This window comes from Aeromonas sp. QDB34, from assembly GCF_027705405.1.
GTDB classification, from domain to species: Bacteria; Pseudomonadota; Gammaproteobacteria; order Enterobacterales; family Aeromonadaceae; genus Aeromonas; species Aeromonas hydrophila.
In genome coordinates this window covers 756019-780372 of sequence record NZ_JAPDBT010000001.1, presented here as the reverse complement: position 1 = coordinate 780372, position 24354 = coordinate 756019, and the positions used below count along the sequence as shown (strand labels likewise).

Here is a 24354-nt window from a genome sequence, read left to right as displayed (position 1 = left end):
GGCATCGCCTTCAGCGAATATAACGACCGGATTCGGCCTCCTGATTGGTGACGATCATCTGGCCGATGGGGGCCAGGCTGATGAGCGCCAGCTTGAGGTGCTGGATGCCGAACGGGATGCCGACGATGGTGACGAAGCAGGCCAGCGCCGAGGCGATGTGGCCGATGGCCAGCCAGATCCCGATCAGCACGAACCAGATGATGTTGCCAATCAGCCCCATGGTGCCGGTACCCATGTCGCTCAGACCGGTCATGGTCTTGCGGTTGACCGCCTGCTTGCCGAACGGGAAGAAGGTAAAGGTGCCGATGACGAAGCAGGCGCGTCCCCAGGGGATCCCGATGAGGGAGATAAAACAGATCAGCCCGGCCAGCCACCAGGCCAGCCCCATGAAGACGCCTCCCAGTACGAACCAGAGCAGATTGAACAAGAAGCGGAAAAAGGCCATGTCGGTGACTCCAGACTTATCAAGATGGCTGCCACCATAACGAGCGATGGTCATGGACGCAATGGTTGAAGGGGCGGGGTGGACAATTTGGGTCGCAGGGGGCGAAAAGAGACCGCGATGGAGAGATATGAGGTGAAAAAGTAGGCTCTTGCACGAAAAAAGGTGAGCAAGTGCAAATTCTTGCGGCTTGTGTGCTTGAAGTCGGCCCCGCTATTCCCCATATAAGGGACAGTTTGGCGGGAATTGTGCCATCCCCTGCCCGGTTGGGGGACGTGTGGCTCGACTCGATCAAAGTGCGCCGCTATAATGTCGCGTCATATTTTCTCATCACAAAGACAGTCGTTGTCTTTATAAACAGGAAGACTCCGGGCTTTGCCCAGGGGCAATAAAGGGTCAGCACGCAGTGCTGAGTTGAACGAGGTAGAAGAATGCAAGTTTCTGTAGAGACAACCCAGGGTCTGGAACGCCGTCTTACCATCACCGTACCGGCCGCTACCGTTGACGCCGCCGTGCGCAAAGAATTGAACGGCCTGGCCAAAACCCGTCGCATCGACGGTTTCCGTCCTGGCAAGGCTCCGGTTGCCATCATCAAGAAGATGTTCGGCGCCATGGCTCATGCTCGCGTTGCTGACGAAATGATGCAGAGCAACTTCATCAAGGCCATCATCGAAAACAAACTGAGCCCGGCCGGTGCCCCGACCATGGATCCGAAAGAGATCCAGGAAGGTCAGGACTTCGAATTCACCGCGACCTTCGAAGTGTACCCCGAGTTTGAAGTGGCTGGCCTCGAGACCATCAAGGTCGAGAAGCCGGTTGCTACCGTGAAGGATGAAGATCTGGCCAACATGATCGACACCCTGCGCAAGCAGCACGCTACCTGGAGTGAAGTGGACGCCGCCGCTGCCGATGGCATGCGTGTGACCATGGACTTCGTCGGTTCCATCGACGGTGAAGAGTTCGACGGCGGCAAGGCCGAAGGCTTCAACCTGGTACTGGGTGCCGGTCGCATGATCCCGGGCTTCGAAGACGCCATCATGGGCAAGAAAGCAGGCGACGAGTTCACCATCGACGTGACCTTCCCGGCTGACTACCACGCTGAAAACCTGAAAGGCAAAGCTGCCAAGTTCGCTTCCAAGCTGAACAAGGTTGAAGAGCAGATCCTGCCTGAGCTGACCGAAGAGTTCGTCAAGCGTTTCGGCATCGAGAGCGGCAACGTTGAAGAGCTGAAAGCCGAAGTGCGCAAGAACATGGAGCGCGAACTGGCTCAAGCCCTGAAAAACAGCGTGAAAGAGCAGGTGCTGAACGGTCTGGTTGAAGCCAACCAGATCGATCTGCCGAAGGCTGCCGTTGCTCAGGAAATCGATGCCCTGCGTCAGCAGGCGCTGCAGCGTTTCGGCGGCTTCCAGGGCGGCAACGCTCCTGAACTGCCGGCCGAGCTGTTCCAGGGCCAGGCCGAGCGTCGTGTACGCGTAGGTCTGCTGCTGGGCGACGTGATCCGTACCAACGAGATCAAGGCTGATGAAGCGCGCGTCAACAGCATCATCGAATCCATGGCCACTGCCTACGAAGATCCGAAGGAAGTGATCGAGTACTACCAGAAGAACGAACAGATGCTGAACGGCGTTCGCAACCTGGCAGTTGAAGATCAAGCCATCGACCTGATCCTGTCCAAGGCCCAGGTGACCGAGAAGGAAGTTGCATTTGACGAAGTGATCAACAAGTCCGGTGCCGCTGCCTAAGAACATTTGACTTAAGGTCAAGACTGTTAAGTATAATGGCTCGTGTGATCTCCACTCGGGCCATTTTATTTTAGGGACAATGCCTTATGTACAAGAACTATAACGATGTGACTGAATCCCCACGCAATGCGCTCATCCCGATGGTGGTAGAGCAAACCGCGAAAGGGGAGCGTTCCTACGACATCTATTCTCGTCTGCTGAAGGAGCGGGTGATCTTCCTGACCGGTCAGGTTGAAGATCACATGGCGAATCTGGTGGTGGCTCAGCTGCTGTTCCTGGAGTCTGAAAATCCGGATCAGGACATCAGCATCTACATCAACTCTCCGGGTGGGGCCGTCACGGCCGGTATGTCCATTTATGATACCATGCAGTTCATCAAGCCGGACGTCAGCACGGTCTGCATGGGGCAGGCCTGCTCCATGGGTGCCTTCCTGCTGGCCGGTGGTGCCAAGGGCAAGCGTTTCTGCCTGCCCAATGCCCGCGTGATGATCCACCAGCCGCTGGGCGGTTTCCAGGGCCAGGCATCTGATATCCAGATCCATGCCCAGGAGATCCTGAAGATCAAGAATACCCTGAACGAGCGTCTGGCCTTCCATACCGGTCAGGACATGGCCACCATCGAGCGTGACACCGACCGTGACAACTTCATGTCGGCCGAGCAGGCCGTGGCCTATGGTCTGGTTGACGGTGTCCTGAGCCGCCGCGGCTGAGCCACGAGCTAGCCCGTAGCATTGTCGAGGGCATCATCTGGTTTGATGATGCCCTCAATCGGCAGATCAGGCATGGGCAGGGTGTTCCGGACTGTTGTAAACTCAACAGGACAATCCATCCTCTATTGATAAAACGAGGTTGCTGAATGACAGAAAAACGCAAGGGTGAGGGTGATAAGCTGCTCTACTGCTCTTTTTGCGGCAAAAGCCAGCATGAAGTGCGCAAGCTGATCGCTGGCCCTTCCGTCTACATATGTGATGAGTGTGTCGAGCTGTGTAACGACATCATCCGCGAAGAGATCCGCGAGATCTCGCCCAAGCGCGATGGTAGCGAGCTGCCGACCCCTCATGAAATCCGCGCTCATCTGGATGACTATGTGATCGGGCAGGAGTACGCCAAGAAGGTGCTGGCGGTAGCCGTCTACAACCACTACAAGCGGCTGCGCAGCGGCAGCGAATCCGGTGGCGTGGAGCTGGGCAAATCCAACATCCTGCTGATCGGTCCGACCGGCAGCGGCAAGACTCTGCTGGCTGAAACCCTGGCGCGCCTGCTGGACGTTCCCTTCACCATGGCCGATGCCACCACCCTGACCGAAGCCGGTTATGTGGGCGAGGACGTGGAGAACATCATCCAGAAGCTGCTGCAGAAGTGCGACTACGACGTAGAGAAGGCCCAGCGCGGCATCGTCTACATCGACGAGATCGACAAGATCTCCCGCAAGTCGGACAACCCCTCCATTACCCGCGACGTGTCCGGGGAAGGGGTGCAGCAGGCCCTGCTCAAGCTGATCGAAGGGACCATCGCTTCCGTGCCGCCGCAAGGTGGTCGCAAGCACCCGCAGCAGGAGTTCTTGCAGGTCGATACCTCCAAGATCCTGTTCATCTGCGGTGGCGCCTTTGCCGGTCTGGACAAGGTGATCGAGCAGCGCTCCGTCAAGGGCACCGGCATCGGCTTTGGTGCCGAGGTCAAGTCCAAGAGTGCCAAGGCGACCTTGAGCGAAAGCTTTGCCAAGGTGGAGCCGGAAGATCTGATCAAATACGGTCTGATCCCCGAGTTCATCGGTCGTCTGCCGGTGGTAGCGACCCTGACCGAGCTGGACGAGGCTGCCCTCATCCAGATCCTGAAAGAGCCGAAGAACGCGCTGACCAAGCAGTATGCCGCGCTGTTCGATCTGGAAGGGGTGGAGCTGGAGTTCCGTGACGACGCGTTGAACGCCATTGCCCGCAAGGCGATGGAGCGTAAAACCGGCGCCCGTGGTCTGCGCTCCATCGTGGAAGCCGTGCTGCTCGATACCATGTATGACCTGCCGTCGCTGGACGGTGTCAGCAAGGTGGTGATCGACGAAACCGTGATCAAGGGGGACTCCGCGCCCTTGATGATCTACGAAAATCCCGAGACCCAGGCCGCCGCATCAGAGTAAATGTCTGATTTTTAATCAAATGAAAGGGGCTTTTTGCCCCTTTCATGCTTTTTGCGGTTTCGGCGATTGAATCTCATCTAAGCGCCCCCATATACTCAGCCAAGCGCTTTGCCAACGGTATAACAAGCCGAGAGGACATATATGAACCTAGAGCGTTCAGAACGCATCGAGATTCCCGTCCTGCCTCTTCGTGACGTGGTGGTTTACCCCCACATGGTCATTCCACTCTTTGTGGGGCGGGAAAAATCCATTCGCTGTCTGGAAGCGGCCATGGAGCAGGACAAGAAAGTTCTGCTGGTGGCCCAGAAGGATGCGTCAACCGATGAGCCGACGGTGGAGGAGATCTTCTCCGTCGGGACAGTGGCCAATATTCTACAGATGCTCAAGCTGCCCGATGGCACCGTCAAGGTGCTGGTGGAAGGGGGCCAGCGTGCCCGTCTTGAGCGGATGATCGACGACCGGGACTTCTTCGTTGGCGAGGCGCAGTACATCGCCTCCAAGGCGATTGAGGAGAAGGACCAGGATGTGCTGGTGCGCTCCGCCATCGGTCAGTTCGAAGGCTATATCAAGCTCAACAAGAAGATCCCGCCCGAGGTGCTCACCTCGATTTCGGCGATCGACGATGCGGCGCGCCTGGCCGATACCATGGCCGCCCACATGCCGCTCAAGCTCGAAGACAAGCAGAAGGTGCTGGAAATCGCCTCCGTGTCCGAGCGTATCGAGTTTCTGATGGCCATGATGGAGTCGGAGATTGACCTGCTGCAGGTCGAGAAACGCATCCGCTCCCGGGTCAAGAAGCAGATGGAGAAGAGCCAGCGCGAGTACTATCTCAACGAGCAGATGAAGGCCATCCAGAAAGAGCTGGGTGAGCTGGAAGACAGTCCGGATGAGTTCGAAGCCCTCAATCGCAAGATTGAAGAGGCCGGCATGCCGGAAGATGCCCGTGAGAAGGCGCAGGCCGAGCTCGCCAAGCTGAAGATGATGTCGCCCATGTCGGCCGAGGCCACCGTGGTGCGCAGCTACGTCGACTGGATGGTACAGGTGCCGTGGAAGGCGCGCTCCAAGGTCAAGAAAGACCTGGGCAAGGCGCAAGAGGTGCTGGATGCCGATCACTATGGTCTGGAGAAGGTCAAGGATCGCATTCTCGAGTATCTGGCGGTGCAGGCGCGCGTCAACAAGCTCAAGGGGCCGATCCTCTGTCTGGTAGGGCCTCCCGGCGTGGGCAAGACCTCGCTCGGTCAGTCCATCGCCAAGGCGACCGGCCGCAAATATGTGCGCATGGCGCTGGGCGGGGTGCGTGACGAGGCGGAGATCCGTGGTCACCGCCGTACCTATATCGGCTCCATGCCCGGCAAGCTCATCCAGAAGATGGCGAAAGTCGGCGTGAAGAATCCGCTGTTCCTGCTCGATGAAATCGACAAGATGAGCTCGGACATGCGTGGCGATCCCGCCTCAGCCCTGCTGGAAGTGCTGGATCCCGAACAGAACAACAGCTTCAACGATCACTATCTGGAAGTGGATTATGACCTGTCGGACGTGATGTTCGTGGCCACCTCCAACTCCATGAACATCCCGGGTCCGCTGCTGGACCGGATGGAAGTGATCCGTCTCTCCGGTTACACCGAAGATGAGAAGCTCAACATCGCCAAGCAGCATCTGGTCTCCAAGCAGATCCAGCGCAACGGCCTGAAAGAGTCCGAGATCACCATCGAGGATTCCGCTCTGGTCGGGGTGATCCGCTACTACACCCGCGAGGCGGGGGTGCGTAGCCTGGAGCGCGAGATCTCCAAGATTTGTCGCAAAGCGGTCAAGCGCATCCTGCTGGACAAGAGCATCAAGCATGTTCAGGTCAATCAGGCCAACCTCAAGGAGTTCCTCGGGGTGCAGCGCTTTGACTACGGCAAGGCCACCGATCAGAACCAGGTGGGTCAGGTGTGTGGTCTGGCGTGGACCGAAGTGGGGGGCGATCTGCTCACCATCGAGACCACCAACATGCCGGGCAAGGGCAAGCTCACCTACACAGGTTCCCTGGGTGACGTGATGCAGGAGTCCATCCAGGCCGCCATGACGGTGGTTCGGGCCCGTGCCGAGAAGCTGCGTATCAATGCCGACTTCTACGAGAAGCGCGATATTCACGTGCACGTGCCGGAAGGGGCCACCCCGAAAGACGGTCCGAGCGCCGGTATCGCCATGTGTACCGCCCTGGTCTCCAGCTTGACCGGTAATCCGGTTCGTGCTGATGTGGCCATGACGGGGGAGATCACCCTGCGCGGCGAAGTGCTGCCGATTGGCGGTCTCAAAGAGAAGCTGCTGGCGGCTCATCGCGGTGGCATCAAGCGGGTGCTGATCCCGAAAGAGAACGAGCGTGACCTCGAGGAGATCCCGGACAACGTCAAACAAGACCTTGAAATCTATCCGGTTCGCTGGATTGACGAGGTGCTGGAACTGGCGTTGCAGGACAATCCGCAAGGGTTTGAGCGCGTTTCTGTCGTGTAAATGTTGATGCGCCGCAAATTTGGCGCATTCGGGGGGTGGTTAAGGCTTGCATGCGCCGGATAACGGAAGTAGCCTTGACCACCGATCGGGTACTCATGATGAGTCGCAATGCGTGATGTGGCGCGGGTTTGCGCTAGATTGTCACTTGCAACTGATCAGGAGGCTTGCTATAAAACCTCCACTTGTTGTGGCCAGGGAAATCGGCGCCGCAGCGATGTTCGATAAAAGGGGAATATAAGAGTGAATAAATCTCAACTGATTGACAAGATTGCAGACGGTGCTGATATCTCCAAAGCCGCTGCTGGCCGTGCGCTGGATGCTTTCATTGACGCCGTGGGTGAAGCCCTGAAAGAGGGTGACCAGGTTGCTCTGGTAGGTTTCGGTACTTTCGCCGTGCGCGAGCGTGCTGCCCGTTCTGGCCGTAACCCGCAAACTGGCGCGACCATCGAAATCGCCGCTGGTAAAGTTCCTGCCTTCAAAGCCGGTAAGGCCCTGAAAGACGCTGTCAACTAAGCCGGGCGCTGATATCACATCGGCCACCGTCCTTGGTCACAGACCAGACAAGTGAGAGGGCTCTCCCTCATACTGATTGACCAAGGCGCATCGCAATCGGTGCGCCTTTTCATTATTTACGCCCATCGAGTTCGGGAGCATAAGTACAAACATGATGTTGGATAAACTACGCGAAGGGGCGCAGGGCAAGGTAGCCAAGGTTATCTTGGGCCTGATCATCCTCTCCTTTGCCTTGGCCGGTGTAGGTAGCTACCTCAACGGCCCGGCTCGTACCGCCCCCGCCACCGTCAACGGCAATGACATCAGCTCCGCTGCGCTGGAAAATGCCTATCGCAACGAGCGGGCCCGCATGGAATCCCAAATGGGGGAGTCTTTCAGCCAGTTGGCCGCCAATCCTGACTACATGAAGCAGTTCCGCCGTGGCGTGCTGGACCGTCTGATCGATCAGGCCCTGTTCGACAGCAAGGCCCGTGAACTGGGTCTGCGCGTCAGCGATGAGCAGATCAAGCAGGCCATCGTCGCCATGCCCGAGTTTGCCGAAGATGGCAAGTTCAACAACGATCGCTATCTGCAGCTGATCCGCCGCGCCGGCATGACCCCGGAGATGTTCCGTGACTCCCTGCGCCAGGACATGGTTCGCCAGCAACTGATGGGCGCCCTGCTGGGCACCGAATTTGCACTCAAGGGTGAAGCCGAGCAACTGGACAAGCTCTACAACCAGACTCGTGATCTGCGTCTGGTGCGCCTGGCCGCATCTGCCTACCTGGGGGACGTGAAAGTTTCCGATGAAGAGGTGGAGCAGTACTACAAGGCCAACAGCGGCCACTTCATGAATGACGAGCAGGTCAAGGTAGATTACCTGCTGCTGGACGCCGCCACCCTTGGTAAAGACGTCAAGGTTAGCGAGCAGGATGCCCAGGATTACTACGATCAGCACCAGGATCTGTTCCAGCGTGCCGAGCGTCGTCATGTGGCTCATATCCTGATCCCGTTCGGCAAGGACGAGAAAGCCGCCGAGCAGAAGGCCGAAGCCGTGCTGGCCAAAGCCAAGGCCGGTGACGATTTCGCCGCGCTGGCCAAGGCTGACTCCTCCGATACCTTCTCCGCCAAAAAAGGCGGTGAGCTGGATTGGTTCGAGAAAGGGGTGATGGATCCGGCGTTTGAGAAGGCCGCGTTTGCACTGGCCAAGGCCGGCGATCTCTCCACCGTGGTGAAGAGCCCGTTCGGTTTCCACGTCATCAAGCTGCTGGGGGTTGAACCGGCCCAGACCAAGCCGTTTGCCGATGTGAAAGCAGAGACCATCAGCCGTCTGCAGGCGGACAAGGCCAAGGAGCTGTTCTTTGCCGAGCAGCAGAAGATGGCCGACAGCAGCTTCGAGAACCCGGATTCGCTGGACTTGACCGCCGACACCATGGGTCTCAAGGTGCAGTCCACCGGTTACTTCAGCCAGGCTGATGCACCGGCACCGCTGAACGATCCCAAGGTGCTCTCCGCCGCCTTCTCCGAGCAGCTGCGCGATGACAACACCAACTCCGATGTGATCGAACTGGCGGATGGCAAGGCGCTGGTCATGCACATCACCGGTCACCAGCCGAAAGCGGCCAAACCGCTGGCGGAGGTGAAAGACCAGGTGATTGCAGCCATCAAGCACGACAAGGCCAGTGAAGTGGCCCGTGGCAAGGCGCAGGGTCTGCTGGACAAGCTCAAGGCTGGCGAGAATATCCAGGCCGAGCTGACCGCGCTGGATCTGAAGGTGGAGAATCATGACGGGGTAGCCCGCTTCGCTCAGGATCTGGATCAGAACCTGGTGGCGCAGGCCTTCCGCATGCCTCATCCGATCGACGGCAAGCCGAGCGTCGAGCTGGTGACCGAAGCCAACGGCGACCGCGTGGTGGTGGCCCTGGACAAGGTGACTGTCGCCAAGGAGCCGTCTGGCATGGCCAAGCTGCTGCAAGGCCAGCTGGGTCAGGGCAAGGCTCAGGTGAGCTACAAGTCCCTCATCGACGAGCTGCGCAAGTCTGCCAAGATCGAGTACTTCACCGATGTGGAAGCCTCGGTCGAATAAGTCGAACCGATCCCAATCGATGTGAAAACGGCCCCTTGATGGGGCCGTTTCTTTATCTGCGAGGCGCCGTGCGGTCTCCTTTCTTTCTGGCGGGATGACAACCCGGTCCTGGCAGGGGGAAGGGGATATGACGCTCGGGATGATCCGCGTCGTTTGGCAGATATCGCAGGCATAAAAAAACCGGCACTCAGGTGCCGGTTTTCATTGACGGGATATGCGGGCAGGAGGGGGTTACACCACGCCCTGGGTACGCAGGTAATCCTCGTAGGTGCCACCGAAGTCGCGGATGCCATCTTCAGTCAGCTCCAGGATGCGGGTCGCCAGGGAGGAGACGAACTCACGGTCGTGGGAGACGAAGATCAGGGTGCCCTTGTACATCTCCAGCGCCAGGTTCAAAGATTCGATAGATTCCATGTCCAGGTGGTTGGTCGGCTCATCCATGATCAGGATGTTGGGGCGCTGCATCATCAGCTTGCCGAACAGCATGCGGCCCTGCTCGCCACCGGACAGCACCTTGACCGGCTTCTTGATGTCGTCCTGGGAGAACAGCAGACGGCCCAGTACGGAGCGTACCGCCTGCTCGTCTTCGTTCTCCTGTTTCCACTGGGCCATCCAGTCGAACACGTTGAGATCGGTGTCGAAGTCCTCGGCGTGATCCTGGGCGTAGTAACCGATCTGGGCGTTTTCGGACCACTTGATGGTGCCGGTGTCCGGTGCCAGCGCGCCCACCAGGGTTTTGATCAGGGTGGATTTACCGATCCCGTTGGTACCCAGAATGGCGACCTTCTCGCCCACTTCCAGCATCATGTTGAGGCCCTTGAACAGCGGAGCCTCGCCATAGCCTTTGGATACGCCTTCGATCTCCAGGATGTTGCGGTAGAGCTTCTTCTCCTGCTCGAAGCGGATGAAGGGGTTCTGCCGGCTGGAGACCTTCACTTCCTCAATCTTGATCTTGTCGATCTGCTTGAGGCGGGAGGTGGCCTGGCTGGACTTGGAGGCGTTGGCGCTGAAACGCGACACGAAGGATTGCAGATCGGCGATCTGGGCCTTCTTCTTGGCGTTGTCGGCCAGCAGGCGCTCACGGGCCTGGGTGGCGGCCGTCATGTACTCGTCGTAGTTGCCCGGGTAGACGCGCAGCTCGCCGTAGTCCAGATCCGCCATGTGGGTGCAGACGGAGTTCAGGAAGTGACGGTCGTGAGAGATGATGATCATGGTGCTCTCGCGATCGTTGAGCACTTGTTCCAGCCAGCGAATGGTGTTGATGTCCAGGTTGTTGGTCGGTTCGTCCAGCAACAGGATATCGGGGTTGGAGAACAGCGCCTGTGCCAGCAGCACCCGCAGTTTCCAGCCCGGTGCCACTTCGCTCATCGGGCCGTTGTGCTGCTCGATGGGGATGCCGGCACCCAGCAGCAGCTCGCCTGCGCGGGATTCGGCGGTATAGCCGTCATACTCGGCGACCAGGCCTTCCAGCTCGGCGGCCTTCATGTAGTCGTCGTCGGTCGCTTCCAGATTGGCGTAGATGGCATCGCGCTCGGCGATGGCGGCCCACAGCTCGGTGTGACCCATCATGACCACGTCCAGTACGCGCATCTCTTCGTAGGCGAACTGATCCTGACGCAGCTTACCGATGCGTTCGTTGACGTCCAGGCTCACATTACCGCCAGTGGGCTCCAGATCGCCGCCGAGGATCTTCATAAAGGTGGACTTGCCACAGCCGTTGGCACCGATAAGGCCGTAGCGGTTGCCGCCGCCAAACTTGACGCTGATGTTCTCAAACAGCGGCTTGGCGCCGAACTGCATGGTGATGTTGTTACTCGAAAGCACTGGAATGTCCCGGTTGGTCTGTCAAATGGCGCGCATTATGGCACAGATCCCCCGAAAGTTTTAGCAAGAACTGTGATCCGGGCCTATTGCAGAGGGGATAGAGAGGGTGGTGCTGTGCGCTCGCGCCCCCGGCGGCCATGGCCGCGTCGATCGGATTGCAACGGGCGCTGACCGCTGCCTGTCGGCATGAAAAAAGCCGGCCCTGGGGCCGGCTTGCAACCGTCAATCGAAGGTTCAGTGGGAGCTGGCGCTGGCTGCCCCCAGTCCGGTCTGGGAGCGGACGAACTGCGGGAAGAACTTGGCGTGCTCGTCGAGCGCATTTTGCGACTTGTCGGTGACCGAGAACAGCCAGATCCCGACGAAGGCCACCGCCATGGAGAAGAGGGCGGGGTACTCGTAGGGGAAGATGGCCTGAGCATGGCCCAACACCTTCACCCACACGGTCGGGCCCAGGATCATCAGGCTGACCGCGCTCACCAGCCCCAGCCAGCCGCCGTAGACGGCGCCGCGAGTGGTCAGGCGAGACCAGAACATGGAGAGGAACAGCACCGGGAAGTTGCAGCTGGCGGCGATGGAGAAGGCGAGCCCCACCATGAAGGCGATGTTCTGTTTCTCGAACAGGATGCCAAGGCCGATGGCCACCACCCCCAGCACCACAGTGGTGTACTTGGAGACGCGCAGCTCGTCGGCTTCGTTGGCCTTGCCCTTCTTGATGACGCTGGCATAGAGATCGTGGGAGACCGCCGAGGCACCGGCCAGGGTCAGCCCGGCCACCACCGCCAAGATGGTGGCAAACGCCACGGCGGAGATGAAGCCGAGGAACAGGCTGCCGCCCACCGCATCGGCCAGGTGGATGGCGGCCATGTTGGTGCCGCCCAGCAGGGCGCCGGTGGCGTCCTTGAAGTCCGGGTTGGTGCTGACCAGCAGGATGGCGCCAAAGCCGATGATGAAGGTCAGGATGTAGAAGTAGCCGATAAAGCCGGTGGCATAGAACACGCTCTTGCGCGCTTCCTTGGCGTCACTCACGGTGAAGAAGCGCATCAGGATGTGGGGCAGGCCGGCAGTACCGAACATCAGGGCCAGACCCAGCGAGATGGCGGAGATGGGATCGGCGACCAGACCGCCCGGGCTCATGATGGCGATGCCCTTCTCGTGCACTTTGACCGCTTCACTGAACAGGGTGCCGATGTCGAAGTTGACCGACTTCATCACCATGATGGCCATGAAGCTGGCACCGGAGAGCAGCATCACCGCCTTGATGATCTGCACCCAGGTGGTGGCCAGCATGCCGCCGAACAGCACGTAGAGCACCATCAGAATGCCGACCAGCACCACGGCCACATGGTATTGCAGGCCGAACAGCAGCTCGATCAGCTTGCCGGCGCCCACCATCTGGGCGATGAGGTAGAGGGCGACCACCACCAGCGAGCCGCTGGCGGAGAGGGTGCGCACCTCGGTCTGCTTGAGGCGGTAGGAGGCCACGTCGGCAAAGGTGTACTTGCCGAGGTTGCGCAGCCGCTCTGCGATCAGGAACAGGATGATGGGCCAGCCCACCAGAAAGCCGATGGAGTAAATCAGGCCATCGTAGCCGGAGGTGTAGACCAGGGCGGAGATGCCGAGGAAAGAGGCGGCGGACATGTAGTCACCGGCGATGGCCAGGCCATTCTGGAAGCCGGTGATGCGCCCGCCGGCGGCGTAGTAGTCGGAGGCCGAACGGTTGCGCTTGGAGGCCCAGTAGGTGATGAACAGGGTGGCCGCCACGAAGATCACGAACATCACGATGGCCGAGATATTGAGCGGTTGGCGATGCACCTCGCCGGTCAGCGCATCGGCTGCCAACAGGGGGAAGGAGGCCAGCGTGGCCAGCAACAGCAGAGACTTGCCTTTCATGATTGGGCTCCCTTGAGGATCTTCTGGTTCAGTTCGTCAAACTCGCCGTTGGCCCGAAACACATAGATGCCGGTCAACACGAAGGAGGAAACGATGAGGCCGACTCCGACCGGGATGCCGCGGGTAATGGTGGACCCTTCGCTCAAGGGGGTGCCCAGCCAGCCGGGGGCAAAGGCGATGAGCATGATGAAGGCCAGATAGAGCCCCAGCATCAGGATGGAGAGGGACCAGGCAAAGCGCTGGCGCTTGGCGACCAGCTCCTGGAAGTTGGGATCTTGCTGGATCCGAAGATACGGTTGCTGTTCCATTGCAGTGCTCCATGACATTGAGTGTCGGCGGTGAATGAAGGGAGGTCCCTACCGAGCAGCAGGGCTGCTCATGTAAGCAAAATGTGAATCAAATGTTATTTGTGGACAATTAGACTTTGGGATAAGCCAGTGGCCCGCCCCGGGTGAGGCGCAAGAAGATGAGGGCGGCAGTGATGGCGTCACTCAGGGCGTCGTGGGCGGGCAGGGCCGGCAGACCCAGGTGGCTGCTGATGGCGGCCAGATGCAGATCGATGGCGGCATCGGGATAGCGGCGATAGAGGTGATCGTGGTAGAGCCGGCTCACCTCTATCCCGCGCTGCGCCAGGGTCAGCCCCCAGCATCGCTGGCAGGCGAGATTGAGGATCCGCAGGTCGTAGGCGATGTGATACCCCACCAGTTCGCGCGGGCCGATAAAGGTGAGCAGCAGGCGCAGCGCGGCCTCCAGCGTCATGCCCTGTTGCAGATCCTGATGGCGTAGACCGTGGATCACCACCGAATGTTCGCTCAGGCTGGCCGGCGCTTGCACCCGGATGGACAGTGCCTCGCCGGTCAGCACCCGGTTGCCCTGGATGCGCACCGCGCCGATGGCGACGATCTCGGCCTGGGCGGGATCCAGGCTGGTGGTCTCGAAGTCGAGGGCCACCCACTCGTCGGCGAGCGGGTCGGCATAGAGCGGGGCAAACGCCGGGTCTTGAACGCGGCGGCCATGCCAATGACGACGCAGGCGACTCAACATGGTTACTGCCTCAGACGAAAGTGCAAGGTGAGCCACTGCTGGAACTTCTTCACCTGATGCAGCGCCTGGCGCAGCAGATCCCGCTCGCCGTGGCTGAGATCATTCACCTGCACCCGGCTCTCTCCCTCCTTGAGCTGGCTGCGCAGCCGCAAGCGGACGAACAACCGGAACGCCTCCGCCAGATTGTCGCCAAAACCGGTACTGAGCCGCCCGGCCGCCACCAGCGCCTCGATCCGTGCCAGGGTCGAGGTCTCCAGAATGGCGGCTTCCAACGCCAGCATGCGAATGCCGTGTACCAGCGGGAAGAGGCCGCCACGTTTCAGATCCAGTCCCTCTGGCGCCCGCTCCAGGCGGCCAAACAAGGTGAGCGGCGCATGGAAGGCCACCGCCGGTCGCACCATCTCCGCCAGCAGATCTCCCCGCTCGGCCAGCTGATCGCGCAACTTGCGGGCAAGAGGGGGAAGCAGGGCGCGATCGCCGGCGATGGGGTGGGCGTCGGCCAGGGTAGCGAGCCAGAGCAGGTCTGCTTCACTGGCCTCGACGCAGGCCCGCTCGATCTCCTGCAGCCAGAGCGCGAGGGGCTTCACCCAGACCGGATTGTTGACCATCACCCGGCCGGGGCAGGGTGGGTAGCCGAGCCGGGCTAGCAGATCGCTGAAGGCGGCCAAATCGGCCTGCCGGGTCGGCCAGTGCAGGTCGGCGGACAGGATCAGGGCATTGTCCTGATCGGTTTTGAGGATCTGCTCGCCGCGCCCCTCCGAGCCCAGCATCAGCAGGCAGACCCGCTCCTGCACCGCAGGCGGGATCACCAGGGCAAAGGCCTTGGCGATCAGCTGTTCGTTGATGGTGGCGATGAGCTTCATCAAAAAGGCGGTGTGGATCCCCTGGCCGAACAGGGAGCGGGTCAGCTGTTGCTGCTCCCGGGCGACCGCTTCCAGCGCCGGCAGGGTGTCGGCGCGGGCGATGCGCAGGGTCAGCACATGGGAGTGGGTGGAGAAGAGACCGAGCACCTGGGTCAGGTGCAGGATCCCCGCCACCTCCTGCCCCTGCCAGACCACCAGCCGCTTGATGCGATGACGGGTCATCAGCAGCAGGGCGTCGAACAGATAACTGTCCAGTGGCAGGCCGATGAGCGGGGTCGGATCCAGTACCGCCAGCGGCGTCGTCAGTGGCAGTCCCTTGAGCGTCAGGGCGTGCAGCAGGGTTTTGCGGGTCGCCAGACTCAGGCTGCCATCCGTGGCCGGGTAGAGCAGGCAGTCGGTGCCCTTGGCCACCATGGCCTCGGTGGCGGCCAAGAGCGACAGGCGGCTGTCGACGATGAGTGGCGGCTGCAGATGGCCGGGCTCGATGCGGGTCAGGATGAACTCCGCCAGATTCTTCTGCCCCAGCTGGGCGCGCTGCTCCTGCTGCTGTTGTCGCTGTGCCAGGCTGGCGGTGAAGTAGCGGGCGAAGGCGGGATTGCCTTCGCACAGCTCGATGAAGGTGGCTCTGGGGATCAGCTGGCAGAGCAGATCTTCCAACGCACTGAACTGGTGGCGGCAGTGGCCGTCGAACTGGGCGCGCACGTCGAACAAGTCCCCCTCGCCATAGTCGCCAAACTGGTGATGGGGGCTCGACTCTTCCACCGCCCCCTTGAGGACGAGATAGAGGCCGGGGGGCGCATCGCCCGCCTTGAGCACAGGCTGGCCGGCGCGAAAGTAGCAGATGGAGAGGTGCTGCTCGAGCCGTTGACGTTCCTCTTCGGTCAGGCAGTCAAACGGCGGGCGGGCAAAGTTGAACAGGCTGGTCATGGCAATCCTTGGCCGGTGGCGTCAAGCCAGTCTGACAAAGCGGCGCCTGACCAGCCAGCCGACTTTAGTCGCACGCGCCGCAGCAGTGGGAAACCGGGCTCCTCGCTGTACCTGGCGATAACACTCTGATAACGTGGTGGTATGACCAGTACGAACTCAGGAGAGGACAGGGGAAAATGGAAAAACCAAGGGTCAAATGCGAGATCCGGGACGGCATCGCCGAGGTGATGCTGGCGCGGGGCGACAAGCTCAATGCGCTGGACAGAGCCATGTTCAGCGCCATCGACGGGGTACTCGAGCAGTTGCGCCAGCACAAGGGGTTGCGGGCGGTGATCCTGCACGGGGAGGGGCGGGCCTTTTGTGCCGGGCTGGATGTGAAATCCATGCTCAAGCAGCCGGTGGCGGCGCTCGAGATCTTAAAACGCGAGGCGGATGAAGCTACCAACCTGGCCCAGCGGGTAGCCTATGGCTGGCATCAGTTGCCGGTGCCGGTGATCGCCGTGACTCAGGGGGTCTGCTTTGGCGGCGGGTTGCAGATTGCGCTCGGCGCCGACTTTCGGTTCAGCACCCCCGATTGCCGTTTCTCGGTGATGGAGATCAAGTGGGGCATCATCCCCGACATGAGCGGTAGCGTCACCATGCGCAACCTGATGGGGGTGGATACCGCCATGGAGCTGGCCATGAGCGGGCGCGAGCTGGCGGCGCCGGAGGCCAAGTCCCTCGGGTTGGTGAGCCGGGTCTGCGACGATCCACTGGCCGAGGCGCGGGAGTTCGCGAAGACCCTCATCACCAAGTCGCCGGACGCGCTGGCGGGGATCAAGCAGCTCTACAACCAGGCCTGGGCCCGCAGCGATGAGGCGATGCTAAAGGAAGAGACCCGGTTGCAAAAGCAGATCTTGGGGCGCCCCAACCAGTGGCGCGCCACCCTCAACAGCCTGTTTCGCTGGCGACTGCCGTTCGGGCCGCGCCGCAACGCGCTCTGACAGGCAGGGATAAACAAGAAATGGCAGCCTCGGCTGCCATTTTTGTTGGGGAGTGATGCGCGATCAGGAGATCTTGCGATCCTGGTCCGGTTCGAAGGGGTGACCGGATTTTTCCTGCTCCAGGTTGTCTTCGGAGCGATGACCGGCCCAGTAGTCGGCGTTCTTGATGCCGAGTTTCTCCGGGTGGAACACCGGATCCAGCCCCTTGGCTTGCTGCGCTTCATAGTCGCGCAGGCAGGCAAAGGCGGTCTTTTGCAGCAGCAGGATGGCGATGATGTTGAGCCAGGCCATCAGCCCGACGCCGATGTCACCCATGCCCCATGCGAGTTCGGCGGTCTTGACGGTGCCATAGACGGTGGAGGCCATCAGGGTCAATTTCAGCACGAAGGTCAGCCAGGGACGGTTCACCTTGCGGTTGATGTAGGCGATGTTGGTCTCGGCGATGTAGTAGTAGGCAACGATGGTGGTGAACGCGAAGAAGAACAGCGCGATGGCCACGAACATGCTGCCAAAACCAGGCATCATGCTCTCCATGGCGGTCTGCACGTAGCCCGGGCCTGCTGCCACTCCGGCGATGCCGGTGTAGAGAGAGGCGCCGTCCGGACCCTGCACGTTGTAGAGGCCGGTGATGAGCAGCATAAAGCCGGTGGCGGAGCAGACGAATAGGGTGTCGATATAGACCGAGAACGCCTGCACCAGGCCCTGTTTGGCCGGGTGGCTTACCGCGGCGGCGGAGGAGGCGTGCGGCCCGGTACCCTGACCGGCTTCGTTGGAGTAGACCCCGCGCTTGACGCCCCACATGATGGCCAGACCCAGAATGGCGCCAAAGCCGGCATCAAAGCCGAAGGCACTCTTCCAGATCAGCAGGATCACGCCGGGCAGGGCGTGGATGTTGAGGGCGATGATGACGCAGGCGACGATGATGTAGCCGAGCGCCATGAAGGGCACCACGGTACTGGCGAAGTTGGCGATGCGCTTGACGCCGCCGAAGATGATGAAGCCGAGCAGCAGCGCCAGACCGGCGGCGGTGACGTTCGGATCGATATCAAACGCGGTCTGCAGGCTGGCGCCGATGGAGTTGGCCTGCACCCCCGGCAGCAATACGCCGCAGGCAAAGATGGTGGCGATGGCGAACGTCCAGGCGTACCACTTCATGCCGAGCCCCTTCTCGATGTAGAAGGCTGGGCCGCCGCGGTATTCGCCGTTGATCTTCTCCTTGTAGACCTGGCCCAGGGTGGACTCCACGAAGGCGGAGCTGGAGCCGAGGAAGGCTACCATCCACATCCAGAACATGGCTCCTGGGCCGCCGAAGGTGATGGCGGTGGCAACCCCGGCGATGTTGCCGGTACCCACCCGGCCGGCCAGGGTCATGGCCAGCGCCTGGAAGGAGGAGACGCCCGCATCCGTGCTTTTGCCATCAAACATCAGCCGGATCATCTCCTTGATGTGACGCAGTTGCAGGAAGCGGCTGCGCAGGGAGAAGTAGAGGCCTACCCCCAGACACAGATAGATGAGCGCCGGGCTCCAAATCACACCATTGATGGCATTGACGATCTCATTCATGTACAACAACTCCTTTGTTGTGCTGTCTTGTTGGCGGGGTCTGTGCCTCGCTCCCTCAAATTGGTGGTGACCCTGGGGTCACTCGTTATGGTGTGGGACGGGTCGGTGGATGTTTCCACTGGCCAGTCCGCGGGTTTTAACATATCGATTTGTGCTGGGGCTTCCCAGCGAAATATGTTGTTATCTTGTTAATTTGTGAATTGACATTAACAAATGGCCGGTGCAACTGGACAGAATGCGGTGCCGGCCCGGTATCATCTCCTCTTTCATCGGCGCTCTGCGGTGGGAGGGAGAGAGCAAAATCAAGGCCAAGGATGAAGATGGAGCAAGAAATCGCGATGATCCGCCCGGCGTGTGCCGAGGATACAGCCGCCATGGCCGACCTGTTCGGCCAGCTGGGTTATCCGGTCAGCCCGCAGGTGCTGGGCGAGCGCTGGCTGGTGCAAGATCCGGCCCGCGAGGTGCTGGTGGCCTGCCTGGGGGAGGAGATCGCGGGCGTGCTGGTGTGGCACTGGCTGAGCCCGCTGCACGTTGCACCAGCGTGGGGCCTGATCTCGGCGCTGGTTGTCGATGAGGGTGCAAGGGGACGCGGCGTCGGCGGCGCCCTGCTGGTGGTGGCAGAGGAGCGGGCGCGGGCGCAGGGTTGCAGCCAGCTGGAGCTCTCCAGCAGCCTCAAGCGGGAGGGGGCCCATCGCTTCTATCTGGCGCAGGGGTATGTCGAGCGTCCGAAACGGTTTGTGAAAACAGTCTGATCAGCAAGAGGAGTCTGCGTGTTCTGGTCCCGCTTACGAAGTGTGTTTGGTGGTGCGTCCCAGCAAGATGACAATGGGCCTGGCGCGCTGGAGTGGCAGCAGGCCCTGGCCGCGGTGCCCATTTTGCAGGGTTTTTCCCGGGAGGAGGAGCAGACCCTGATCGGGTTGGCGCAGCAGCTGCTGGCCCGCAAGACCCTGACCCAGCTCGGGGTGTCGCTCACTTCCCGTCAGCAGGCGGTGCTGGCGTTGCAGGCGGCGCTGCCCATTCTGCACCTGGGGCTCGACTGGTATCGGGGTTTTCACGAGATCATCCTGATCCCCGAGCCGGTGGTGCGCCGTCAGCAGGTGCAGGACGAGTTCGGGCTGGTGAGCGAGGTCGAAGAGGAGAACGCCGGCGAATCCTGGCCGCAGGGGCCGCTGGTGCTGGCCTGGAGCGAGCTGCAGCAGGATGGGGACTGGGACGGCTTCAATCTGGTGATCCACGAGCTGACCCACAAGCTCGACATGCTGGGAGGGGAGGCCGACGGGGCGCCGCCGCTGCCGGCGGGCATGGATCCGCGCCAGTGGACCGATGCGCTGCAGGCGGCATTCGATGCCATGCAGGCGCAGCTGGATCGCCACGAGCCTACCGCCATCGACCCTTACGCTGCCTCGCACCCGGCCGAATTTTTTGCGGTGTGCAGCGAGTGCTTTTTCACCGATCCGCTGCGCCTGCGCGACACCTATCCGGCGGTGTACCAGCAGTTCACCCGCTTCTTCGGTCAGCAACCGGCCGCGCGTTTTCCTGCTACCCGGCTGCTGGCGGGGGAGCCCGAGCATCAAGGCTAGCCGGGTGATCCCGGCAAATCGCGCCCAACAAAAAGGCACCCCGCGGGGTGCCTTTTTCGTGACAGCTGTGTCGGCCGGGTGCTTAGGCAGCGGCTTTGAGCTGAACGGCGGCGGCTTTCTTGTGATCGCCGATGGGCATCACGGTGCGGCCGAACTGCTCGTTGATCACGGTGGCCATGGCCAGGTAGATGGCGCTGGCACCACAGATGATGCCCTCGAAACCGGCGATGGTGCCGATCAGGGTGCTGCCGGTGAAGTCACGGGCGGCCAGCAGGAAGAACAGCACGGTCAGGGAGGCGAACACGAACTGCTTCACGCGCGGGTAGTTGACGGTCCCGATCAGCATGAACAGGGTGAACATGCCCCACATCAGCAGGTACCAGCCCATGTAGGCGTGCGGGGTGGCTTCGGCCAGACCCATGGTCGGCATCACCAACAGGAACACCAGGCTCCACCAGAAGGTGCCGTAGGAGATGAAGGCAGTCACACCGAAGGTGTTGCCGCGCTTGTACTCCATGATACCGGCGATGATCTGGGCCAGACCGCCATAGCACAGGCCCATGGCCAGGATCATGGCGCTGATGGGGAAGAAACCTGCGTTATGGATGTTCAGCAGAATGGTGGTCATACCGAAACCCATCAGACCCAGAGGGGCAGGGTTGGCCAATTTTTCGCTCACGTGGCGTTCTCCAAAAATAGAGGTGGGGGTTGATAAAAGACGCGCGATTTTAGGCAGGCTCTTGGCGCTGGGCAAGGGGGGGAATGGCCGAAACGGTAAAAAAATAACGGGATTTTTTACCTGACTGACCATTCGTACGATCCAGGTAGATGGCAGGTGAATGAATGGTGCGGACAAGGTTGAAAAATTGTATTGAGCAGCACGATTCTGAAAGTTTCATACAATTCGGGCCGATGGGCTGAGCAGTGCCGTCAACGGGATGCCCATTGCCAACCCCGAGTATATTGGAGGCTAAAAAACACCCTCATATGCCATCAGACAAGAGACGTTCATTACTTGATTAAGGCAAACGGCCAAGCTGTCTGCTCGCAGCATCGACAAGGTCGAGCAGGAGTCTTTGCTCCGGACTGATTTGCTTAGGGTGTTGAGTTGTGAAACGACCGAAGGCTAGGGGGCTGAGTGAGAAAATCTTGGCCGATAAGTGGCTGCGGCTGTGTCATCGCGCACAGGTGTGCCCGTGCGGTGGCTGAATTGCCGAGAGAGCCAGTGGCTGGTGCTGCAAGGGGAAAGCAAGGCTGCGGCGAGGAATGCATGTGGCAGCGGCTACAAGGAGGAGACGAGCGTGCCACGTGCAGGATGAGGAGGGTGGTGCCCCCTCATCCTGCTGAGGTCAGCGGCTTAATCGTCCAGCGTCAGCACCACCTTGGCCTCCTTGTCGGCCTCCTTGACCTGGCTGTCCAGCACGAACAGCCGCTCCGGCGCGATCCCCTGACGGTCTACCAGAAACTCCTTGGTGTTCTGGGCGCGGCGCATGGCCAGATTGCGCAGGGACTTGGCGGTGATGAGCTGCTGATCCCGCAGCAGGAGAACCGCTTGGGCGCGCAGGGCCGGGCTCTCTTCATCGAGTTTCAGCCGATCGGCCAGATCCCCGAGATCTTCGTTGAAACGGGCCTCATAAGCTTGTGCCAGCGCCGATTGCATGGTGGGGTCCTGCTCCAGCAGCTCGAGGTCCACCGGGCCGCCGGTGATCTTGGCCAGCGCTCGCTCCAGCTTCTGGCGCTGTAGGATGGGGCGCTCCTCGTTGAAGTTGACCTTGCCGCGAATGTTCATGCTGAGCTTGGGTCTGTCCTTGAGGGCCTGCGCCAGTTTGGCCAGCTTCTCCTGCTGGGTGGGGGTGAGATCCGGCTCACCGGGCAGGAAGGGCAGCTCATCGAGATCCTCGCTGCCGCCCGCAAGGGAGGCGAGCAGCGAGAAGGGGGAGGTGACCGCCTTGCGCAGGGTGTTGCCGAGCACATCCCAGAAGATGTTGCCGAGGCTGAAGTCCGGCTGATCCAGGTTGCCCTTCACCTTGAGGTTCATCTGGATGACGCCGTTGGCATCGCTCAGCAGGGCGACCGCCAGTCCCAGCGGCAGATCCTTGGCCTGCTCGCTTTTGACCTTTTCCCCCAGCTGCAGCTTCTTGATGGTGATGTCGTTGTCCCCCTCCAGCCGGTTGCCCTGCAACTGGTAGTTGAGCTTCATGGAGAGCTGCCCCTTGTCGATGGCATAGCCAGCGTAGGTACTGGAGTAGGGGGTGAAGGTGGTGAGCTCCAGATTGTTGAAGGTGACGGCCACGTCCAGCACCGGCTGCTCGATCAGCAGGTTGGTGCCACCGCGGATGGTCACCGGGGCGTAGCGGTCCACCTTGCCGTTGAAGGCCAGTTCGGAGCGCTGGCCTGGGATGTTGCTGATATGGCGGCTCTGACCGCTGAGGGCCGCGATGTCTACCACGAATTCCGGGCTCAGGCTGCGATCGGCAAAGCGCAGGTTGCCCTGCTCGGTGCGCACCTGGGCAATGCTGACGCGGGGGGCCGGCCCGCTGCTGGCGGGCTTGGCCGTGGCGGGTTGCGGCAACAGCAGTTGCTGCACGTTGGTGACCCTGTCCTCGTTGATCTCGATGCGGGCGAAGGGTTTGCGCAGCAGGATGTCGTCTATCTTCACCTGCTGGCTGATGCCGTCATAGTGCAGGCCGCTCAGCTGCAACTGCTCAATTTGCAGCAGGCGCTGGTTGTCGGCCCGATCCAGCACGTTGAGCCGCTCGATATCGAGCCCGCCGCTCAGCTCCAGCTTGCTCAGTGCCCCCTTGGCATCGGTGGCCAGCGCCAGCTTGGTGCGACTGGCAAGCTGGCCGTCGCGCACGCTGATGCGCAGCAGATCCTGCAGATAGGGCTGGGCCCAGCTGAGCGGCAGGCCTTGTTGCCTGATCTCGCCGTTGAGGCTGAAGGGGGCGAGGGCGAGGTCGCCGTCAAAGTCCAGTTTCGCCTGGTTGTTGAGCGCCCCGCTCAAGGTCAGCGGGCTGCTCTGTCCGCTCTGACTGCCCAGCGGACCCAGTGCCAGCGTCAGGGCGGACAGCTCGCGCAGCAGCGGTTTGCCGCTGCTCGATTCGGTCAGCTTGAGCTGGCCCTGTTCGATGCGGGTCTGCTTGAGGCTCCAGCGCCAGGGTTGGTCCGGCGCCGCCGGTTTGGCAGCTTTACCGGTGTTGACCGGTGGCTGGGGGAGCAGCAGAGTCGCCAGATCCAGCTGCTGGTTGGCATCGAGCACCGCGCTGATGGCCGGGGCCTTGAGCGCCAGCCGGTCTATCTGCAGCGCCTGCTTGTTGCCGTCGAGTGCGATGCCGGTCAGCGCCAGCTGCTTGAAGCGGGCAAATTCGCCGCCCTTGCGACGCTGGAGCTGCCAGTCATTGAGGGTCAGCTTGCCCTTGGATAGTTGCCAGCTCAGCCCCTGCTTGCCCTCGGCTATCTGGTAGGCCAGCTCGACGTTGGCCTCGCCCTTGGCCAGCTTGATATCAAGATAAGGCGCCCAGAGCGGGGCAAAGGGGGCGAGCGCCAGCTTGCCGAGGCTGATCTTCCCCTTGCCGGCGCCGCTCATGATGTCTAGCTCGCCGCTCGCCTTGAGCGGGCTCTGCTGATTGATTGTGGTGGCGAGCACGAAGGGGTTGGCGCGACCAGGGGCGGTGGAGAAGGTCGGCAGTTGCAGGTCGAGCCCGCTCAGGGTCAGGGTGGGCACCCAGCCGGGGCTGCTCTGCTTGCGGCTGTCTTGATAGGAGATGTGACCCTGCTCTGCCGCCAGCTGGTTGATCTGCACCAGCAAAGGGGCACCGCTGTCGGTGTCCGTGGTTTCACTCGGGGTGAGCAGGCTGGCCAGCGCTTCGGTCAGGTTGAAGCGGACGGTTGTGCCTTGATCCGCCAGTCGCACCAGGTTGACGGTTGGCTTGACGAGGCGCGCCTCGTCGAGGATCAGGGCGCGCTGGCGCCAGCTTTCCCCTAGCAAGGGGGTGAGCTGCAGGCGCTCGAAGGCGACGAGGGGCTGCTGCTGGTCATCGAACAGGGTGGTGGGGCCAATGGCGAGGGAGGGGTGGCGCAGGCCGACGTCGATCTCCCCCAGGCTCAGGTGCAGGCCGTAGTGTTTGGCCAGCCAGCTCGGCAGGTGGCGCTGGGTCAGCGTGGGGGCTTGCCATAGCAGAATAAGCAGGGAGATCAGCAGGGCGGCGCAGAGGTAGAGGGCGTAGCGCAGCAGACGGGCACGCAGAAGCTTGGGCATGATGGTCTCCAATTGATACGCATAGGGTAACAA

Annotated in this window: 18 protein-coding genes; 9 read left to right on the top strand and 9 right to left on the bottom strand. The window is 61.1% G+C overall.

Translation table 11 applies throughout. The annotated features are described in order from the left end of the window. Positions 1-10 precede the first annotated feature (10 nt). Positions 11-445: a YccF domain-containing protein gene (locus OKC29_RS03470; protein WP_011705879.1), complete on the bottom strand. Its 435-nt coding sequence runs from the start codon at positions 443-445 to the stop codon at positions 11-13. A gap of 428 nt (positions 446-873) precedes the next feature. On the opposite strand from OKC29_RS03470, the gene tig reads away from it, so the two are divergent. The 6 genes from tig (at position 874) to ppiD (ending at position 9389) form a co-directional block, all read left to right on the top strand. Next, positions 874-2184 carry a trigger factor gene (tig, locus tag OKC29_RS03465; protein WP_016350912.1) on the top strand — a complete coding sequence of 437 codons (1311 nt, stop codon included), beginning with the start codon at positions 874-876 and terminating at the stop codon, positions 2182-2184. Between the two features lie 86 nt (positions 2185-2270). Beyond that, entirely contained in the window at positions 2271-2894 is a 624-nt protein-coding gene (gene clpP / locus OKC29_RS03460) for an ATP-dependent Clp endopeptidase proteolytic subunit ClpP (protein ID WP_005301526.1), read from the top strand. A 146-nt stretch (positions 2895-3040) separates the two neighbouring features. Continuing rightward, positions 3041-4315, top strand: coding sequence for an ATP-dependent protease ATP-binding subunit ClpX (gene clpX / locus OKC29_RS03455; RefSeq protein WP_005301524.1), 1275 nt, complete (start codon positions 3041-3043; stop codon positions 4313-4315). 141 nt (positions 4316-4456) lie between these two features. Next, complete coding sequence (gene lon, locus OKC29_RS03450) at positions 4457-6811, top strand: endopeptidase La (protein ID WP_011705882.1); 2355 nt, start codon at positions 4457-4459, stop codon at positions 6809-6811. Positions 6812-7051: 240 nt separating this feature from the next. Then, positions 7052-7324: a nucleoid-associated protein HU-beta gene (gene hupB / locus OKC29_RS03445; RefSeq protein ID WP_005315375.1), complete on the top strand. Its 273-nt coding sequence runs from the start codon at positions 7052-7054 to the stop codon at positions 7322-7324. A 151-nt stretch (positions 7325-7475) separates the two neighbouring features. Continuing rightward, a complete protein-coding gene (ppiD, locus tag OKC29_RS03440; RefSeq protein ID WP_162275700.1) occupies positions 7476-9389 on the top strand; it encodes a peptidylprolyl isomerase in 1914 nt (637 codons plus the stop codon). 231 nt (positions 9390-9620) lie between these two features. Here the strand turns inward: ppiD and OKC29_RS03435 are convergent, their stop codons facing one another. From OKC29_RS03435 to OKC29_RS03415, 5 genes are all read right to left on the bottom strand, one after another. Continuing rightward, positions 9621-11213 carry an ABC-F family ATPase gene (locus OKC29_RS03435; RefSeq protein ID WP_011705884.1) on the bottom strand — a complete coding sequence of 531 codons (1593 nt, stop codon included), beginning with the start codon at positions 11211-11213 and terminating at the stop codon, positions 9621-9623. A 234-nt stretch (positions 11214-11447) separates the two neighbouring features. Then, positions 11448-13103 carry a cation acetate symporter gene (locus OKC29_RS03430; protein ID WP_073350522.1) on the bottom strand — a complete coding sequence of 552 codons (1656 nt, stop codon included), beginning with the start codon at positions 13101-13103 and terminating at the stop codon, positions 11448-11450. Further along, entirely contained in the window at positions 13100-13411 is a 312-nt protein-coding gene (locus OKC29_RS03425) for a DUF485 domain-containing protein (protein WP_073350521.1), read from the bottom strand. The genes OKC29_RS03430 and OKC29_RS03425 overlap by 4 nt, the downstream gene beginning before the upstream one ends. A gap of 109 nt (positions 13412-13520) precedes the next feature. Then, positions 13521-14147, bottom strand: coding sequence for a 3'-5' exonuclease (locus OKC29_RS03420; protein WP_073350519.1), 627 nt, complete (start codon positions 14145-14147; stop codon positions 13521-13523). Between the two features lie 2 nt (positions 14148-14149). After that, complete coding sequence (locus OKC29_RS03415) at positions 14150-15937, bottom strand: putative nucleotidyltransferase substrate binding domain-containing protein (protein ID WP_073350517.1); 1788 nt, start codon at positions 15935-15937, stop codon at positions 14150-14152. A 176-nt stretch (positions 15938-16113) separates the two neighbouring features. On the opposite strand from OKC29_RS03415, the gene OKC29_RS03410 reads away from it, so the two are divergent. Then, a complete protein-coding gene (locus OKC29_RS03410; protein WP_073350516.1) occupies positions 16114-16920 on the top strand; it encodes a crotonase/enoyl-CoA hydratase family protein in 807 nt (268 codons plus the stop codon). A 63-nt stretch (positions 16921-16983) separates the two neighbouring features. Here the strand turns inward: OKC29_RS03410 and OKC29_RS03405 are convergent, their stop codons facing one another. Next, a complete protein-coding gene (locus OKC29_RS03405) occupies positions 16984-18483 on the bottom strand; it encodes an alanine/glycine:cation symporter family protein (protein ID WP_073350514.1) in 1500 nt (499 codons plus the stop codon). A gap of 314 nt (positions 18484-18797) precedes the next feature. Between OKC29_RS03405 and OKC29_RS03400 the strand changes: the two genes are divergently transcribed. Together OKC29_RS03400 and OKC29_RS03395 are read left to right on the top strand one after the other, a co-directional pair. After that, positions 18798-19235, top strand: coding sequence for a GNAT family N-acetyltransferase (locus OKC29_RS03400; protein ID WP_073350513.1), 438 nt, complete (start codon positions 18798-18800; stop codon positions 19233-19235). A gap of 18 nt (positions 19236-19253) precedes the next feature. Beyond that, positions 19254-20063 carry a zinc-dependent peptidase gene (locus OKC29_RS03395; protein WP_073350511.1) on the top strand — a complete coding sequence of 270 codons (810 nt, stop codon included), beginning with the start codon at positions 19254-19256 and terminating at the stop codon, positions 20061-20063. 82 nt (positions 20064-20145) lie between these two features. On the opposite strand, the gene OKC29_RS03390 is transcribed toward OKC29_RS03395, so the two are convergent. Beyond that, the gene (locus tag OKC29_RS03390; RefSeq protein ID WP_011705937.1) at positions 20146-20742 is read right to left on the bottom strand and encodes an acetate uptake transporter; all 597 of its coding nucleotides are present in this window, start codon (positions 20740-20742) and stop codon (positions 20146-20148) included. Between the two features lie 678 nt (positions 20743-21420). Then, positions 21421-24321 carry a DUF748 domain-containing protein gene (locus OKC29_RS03385; RefSeq protein WP_073352469.1) on the bottom strand — a complete coding sequence of 967 codons (2901 nt, stop codon included), beginning with the start codon at positions 24319-24321 and terminating at the stop codon, positions 21421-21423. Between the last annotated feature and the right edge of the window lie 33 nt (positions 24322-24354).

Excerpts from the sequence above, each read along its gene's own strand:
- OKC29_RS03470 (WP_011705879.1), bottom strand. The coding sequence starts at position 445 with ATGGCCTTTTTCCGCTTCTTGTTCAATCTGCTCTGGTTCGTACTGGGA.
- OKC29_RS03415 (WP_073350517.1), bottom strand. The coding sequence starts at position 15,937 with ATGACCAGCCTGTTCAACTTTGCCCGCCCGCCGTTTGACTGCCTGACC.
- clpP (WP_005301526.1), top strand. The coding sequence starts at position 2,271 with ATGTACAAGAACTATAACGATGTGACTGAATCCCCACGCAATGCGCTC.
- OKC29_RS03430 (WP_073350522.1), bottom strand. The coding sequence starts at position 13,103 with ATGAAAGGCAAGTCTCTGCTGTTGCTGGCCACGCTGGCCTCCTTCCCC.
- lon (WP_011705882.1), top strand. The coding sequence starts at position 4,457 with ATGAACCTAGAGCGTTCAGAACGCATCGAGATTCCCGTCCTGCCTCTT.
- OKC29_RS03405 (WP_073350514.1), bottom strand. The coding sequence starts at position 18,483 with ATGAATGAGATCGTCAATGCCATCAATGGTGTGATTTGGAGCCCGGCG.
- OKC29_RS03420 (WP_073350519.1), bottom strand. The coding sequence starts at position 14,147 with ATGTTGAGTCGCCTGCGTCGTCATTGGCATGGCCGCCGCGTTCAAGAC.
- OKC29_RS03410 (WP_073350516.1), top strand. The coding sequence starts at position 16,114 with ATGGAAAAACCAAGGGTCAAATGCGAGATCCGGGACGGCATCGCCGAG.
- OKC29_RS03400 (WP_073350513.1), top strand. The coding sequence starts at position 18,798 with ATGAAGATGGAGCAAGAAATCGCGATGATCCGCCCGGCGTGTGCCGAG.
- OKC29_RS03385 (WP_073352469.1), bottom strand. The coding sequence starts at position 24,321 with ATGCCCAAGCTTCTGCGTGCCCGTCTGCTGCGCTACGCCCTCTACCTC.
- ppiD (WP_162275700.1), top strand. The coding sequence starts at position 7,476 with ATGATGTTGGATAAACTACGCGAAGGGGCGCAGGGCAAGGTAGCCAAG.
- tig (WP_016350912.1), top strand. The coding sequence starts at position 874 with ATGCAAGTTTCTGTAGAGACAACCCAGGGTCTGGAACGCCGTCTTACC.
- OKC29_RS03425 (WP_073350521.1), bottom strand. The coding sequence starts at position 13,411 with ATGGAACAGCAACCGTATCTTCGGATCCAGCAAGATCCCAACTTCCAG.
- clpX (WP_005301524.1), top strand. The coding sequence starts at position 3,041 with ATGACAGAAAAACGCAAGGGTGAGGGTGATAAGCTGCTCTACTGCTCT.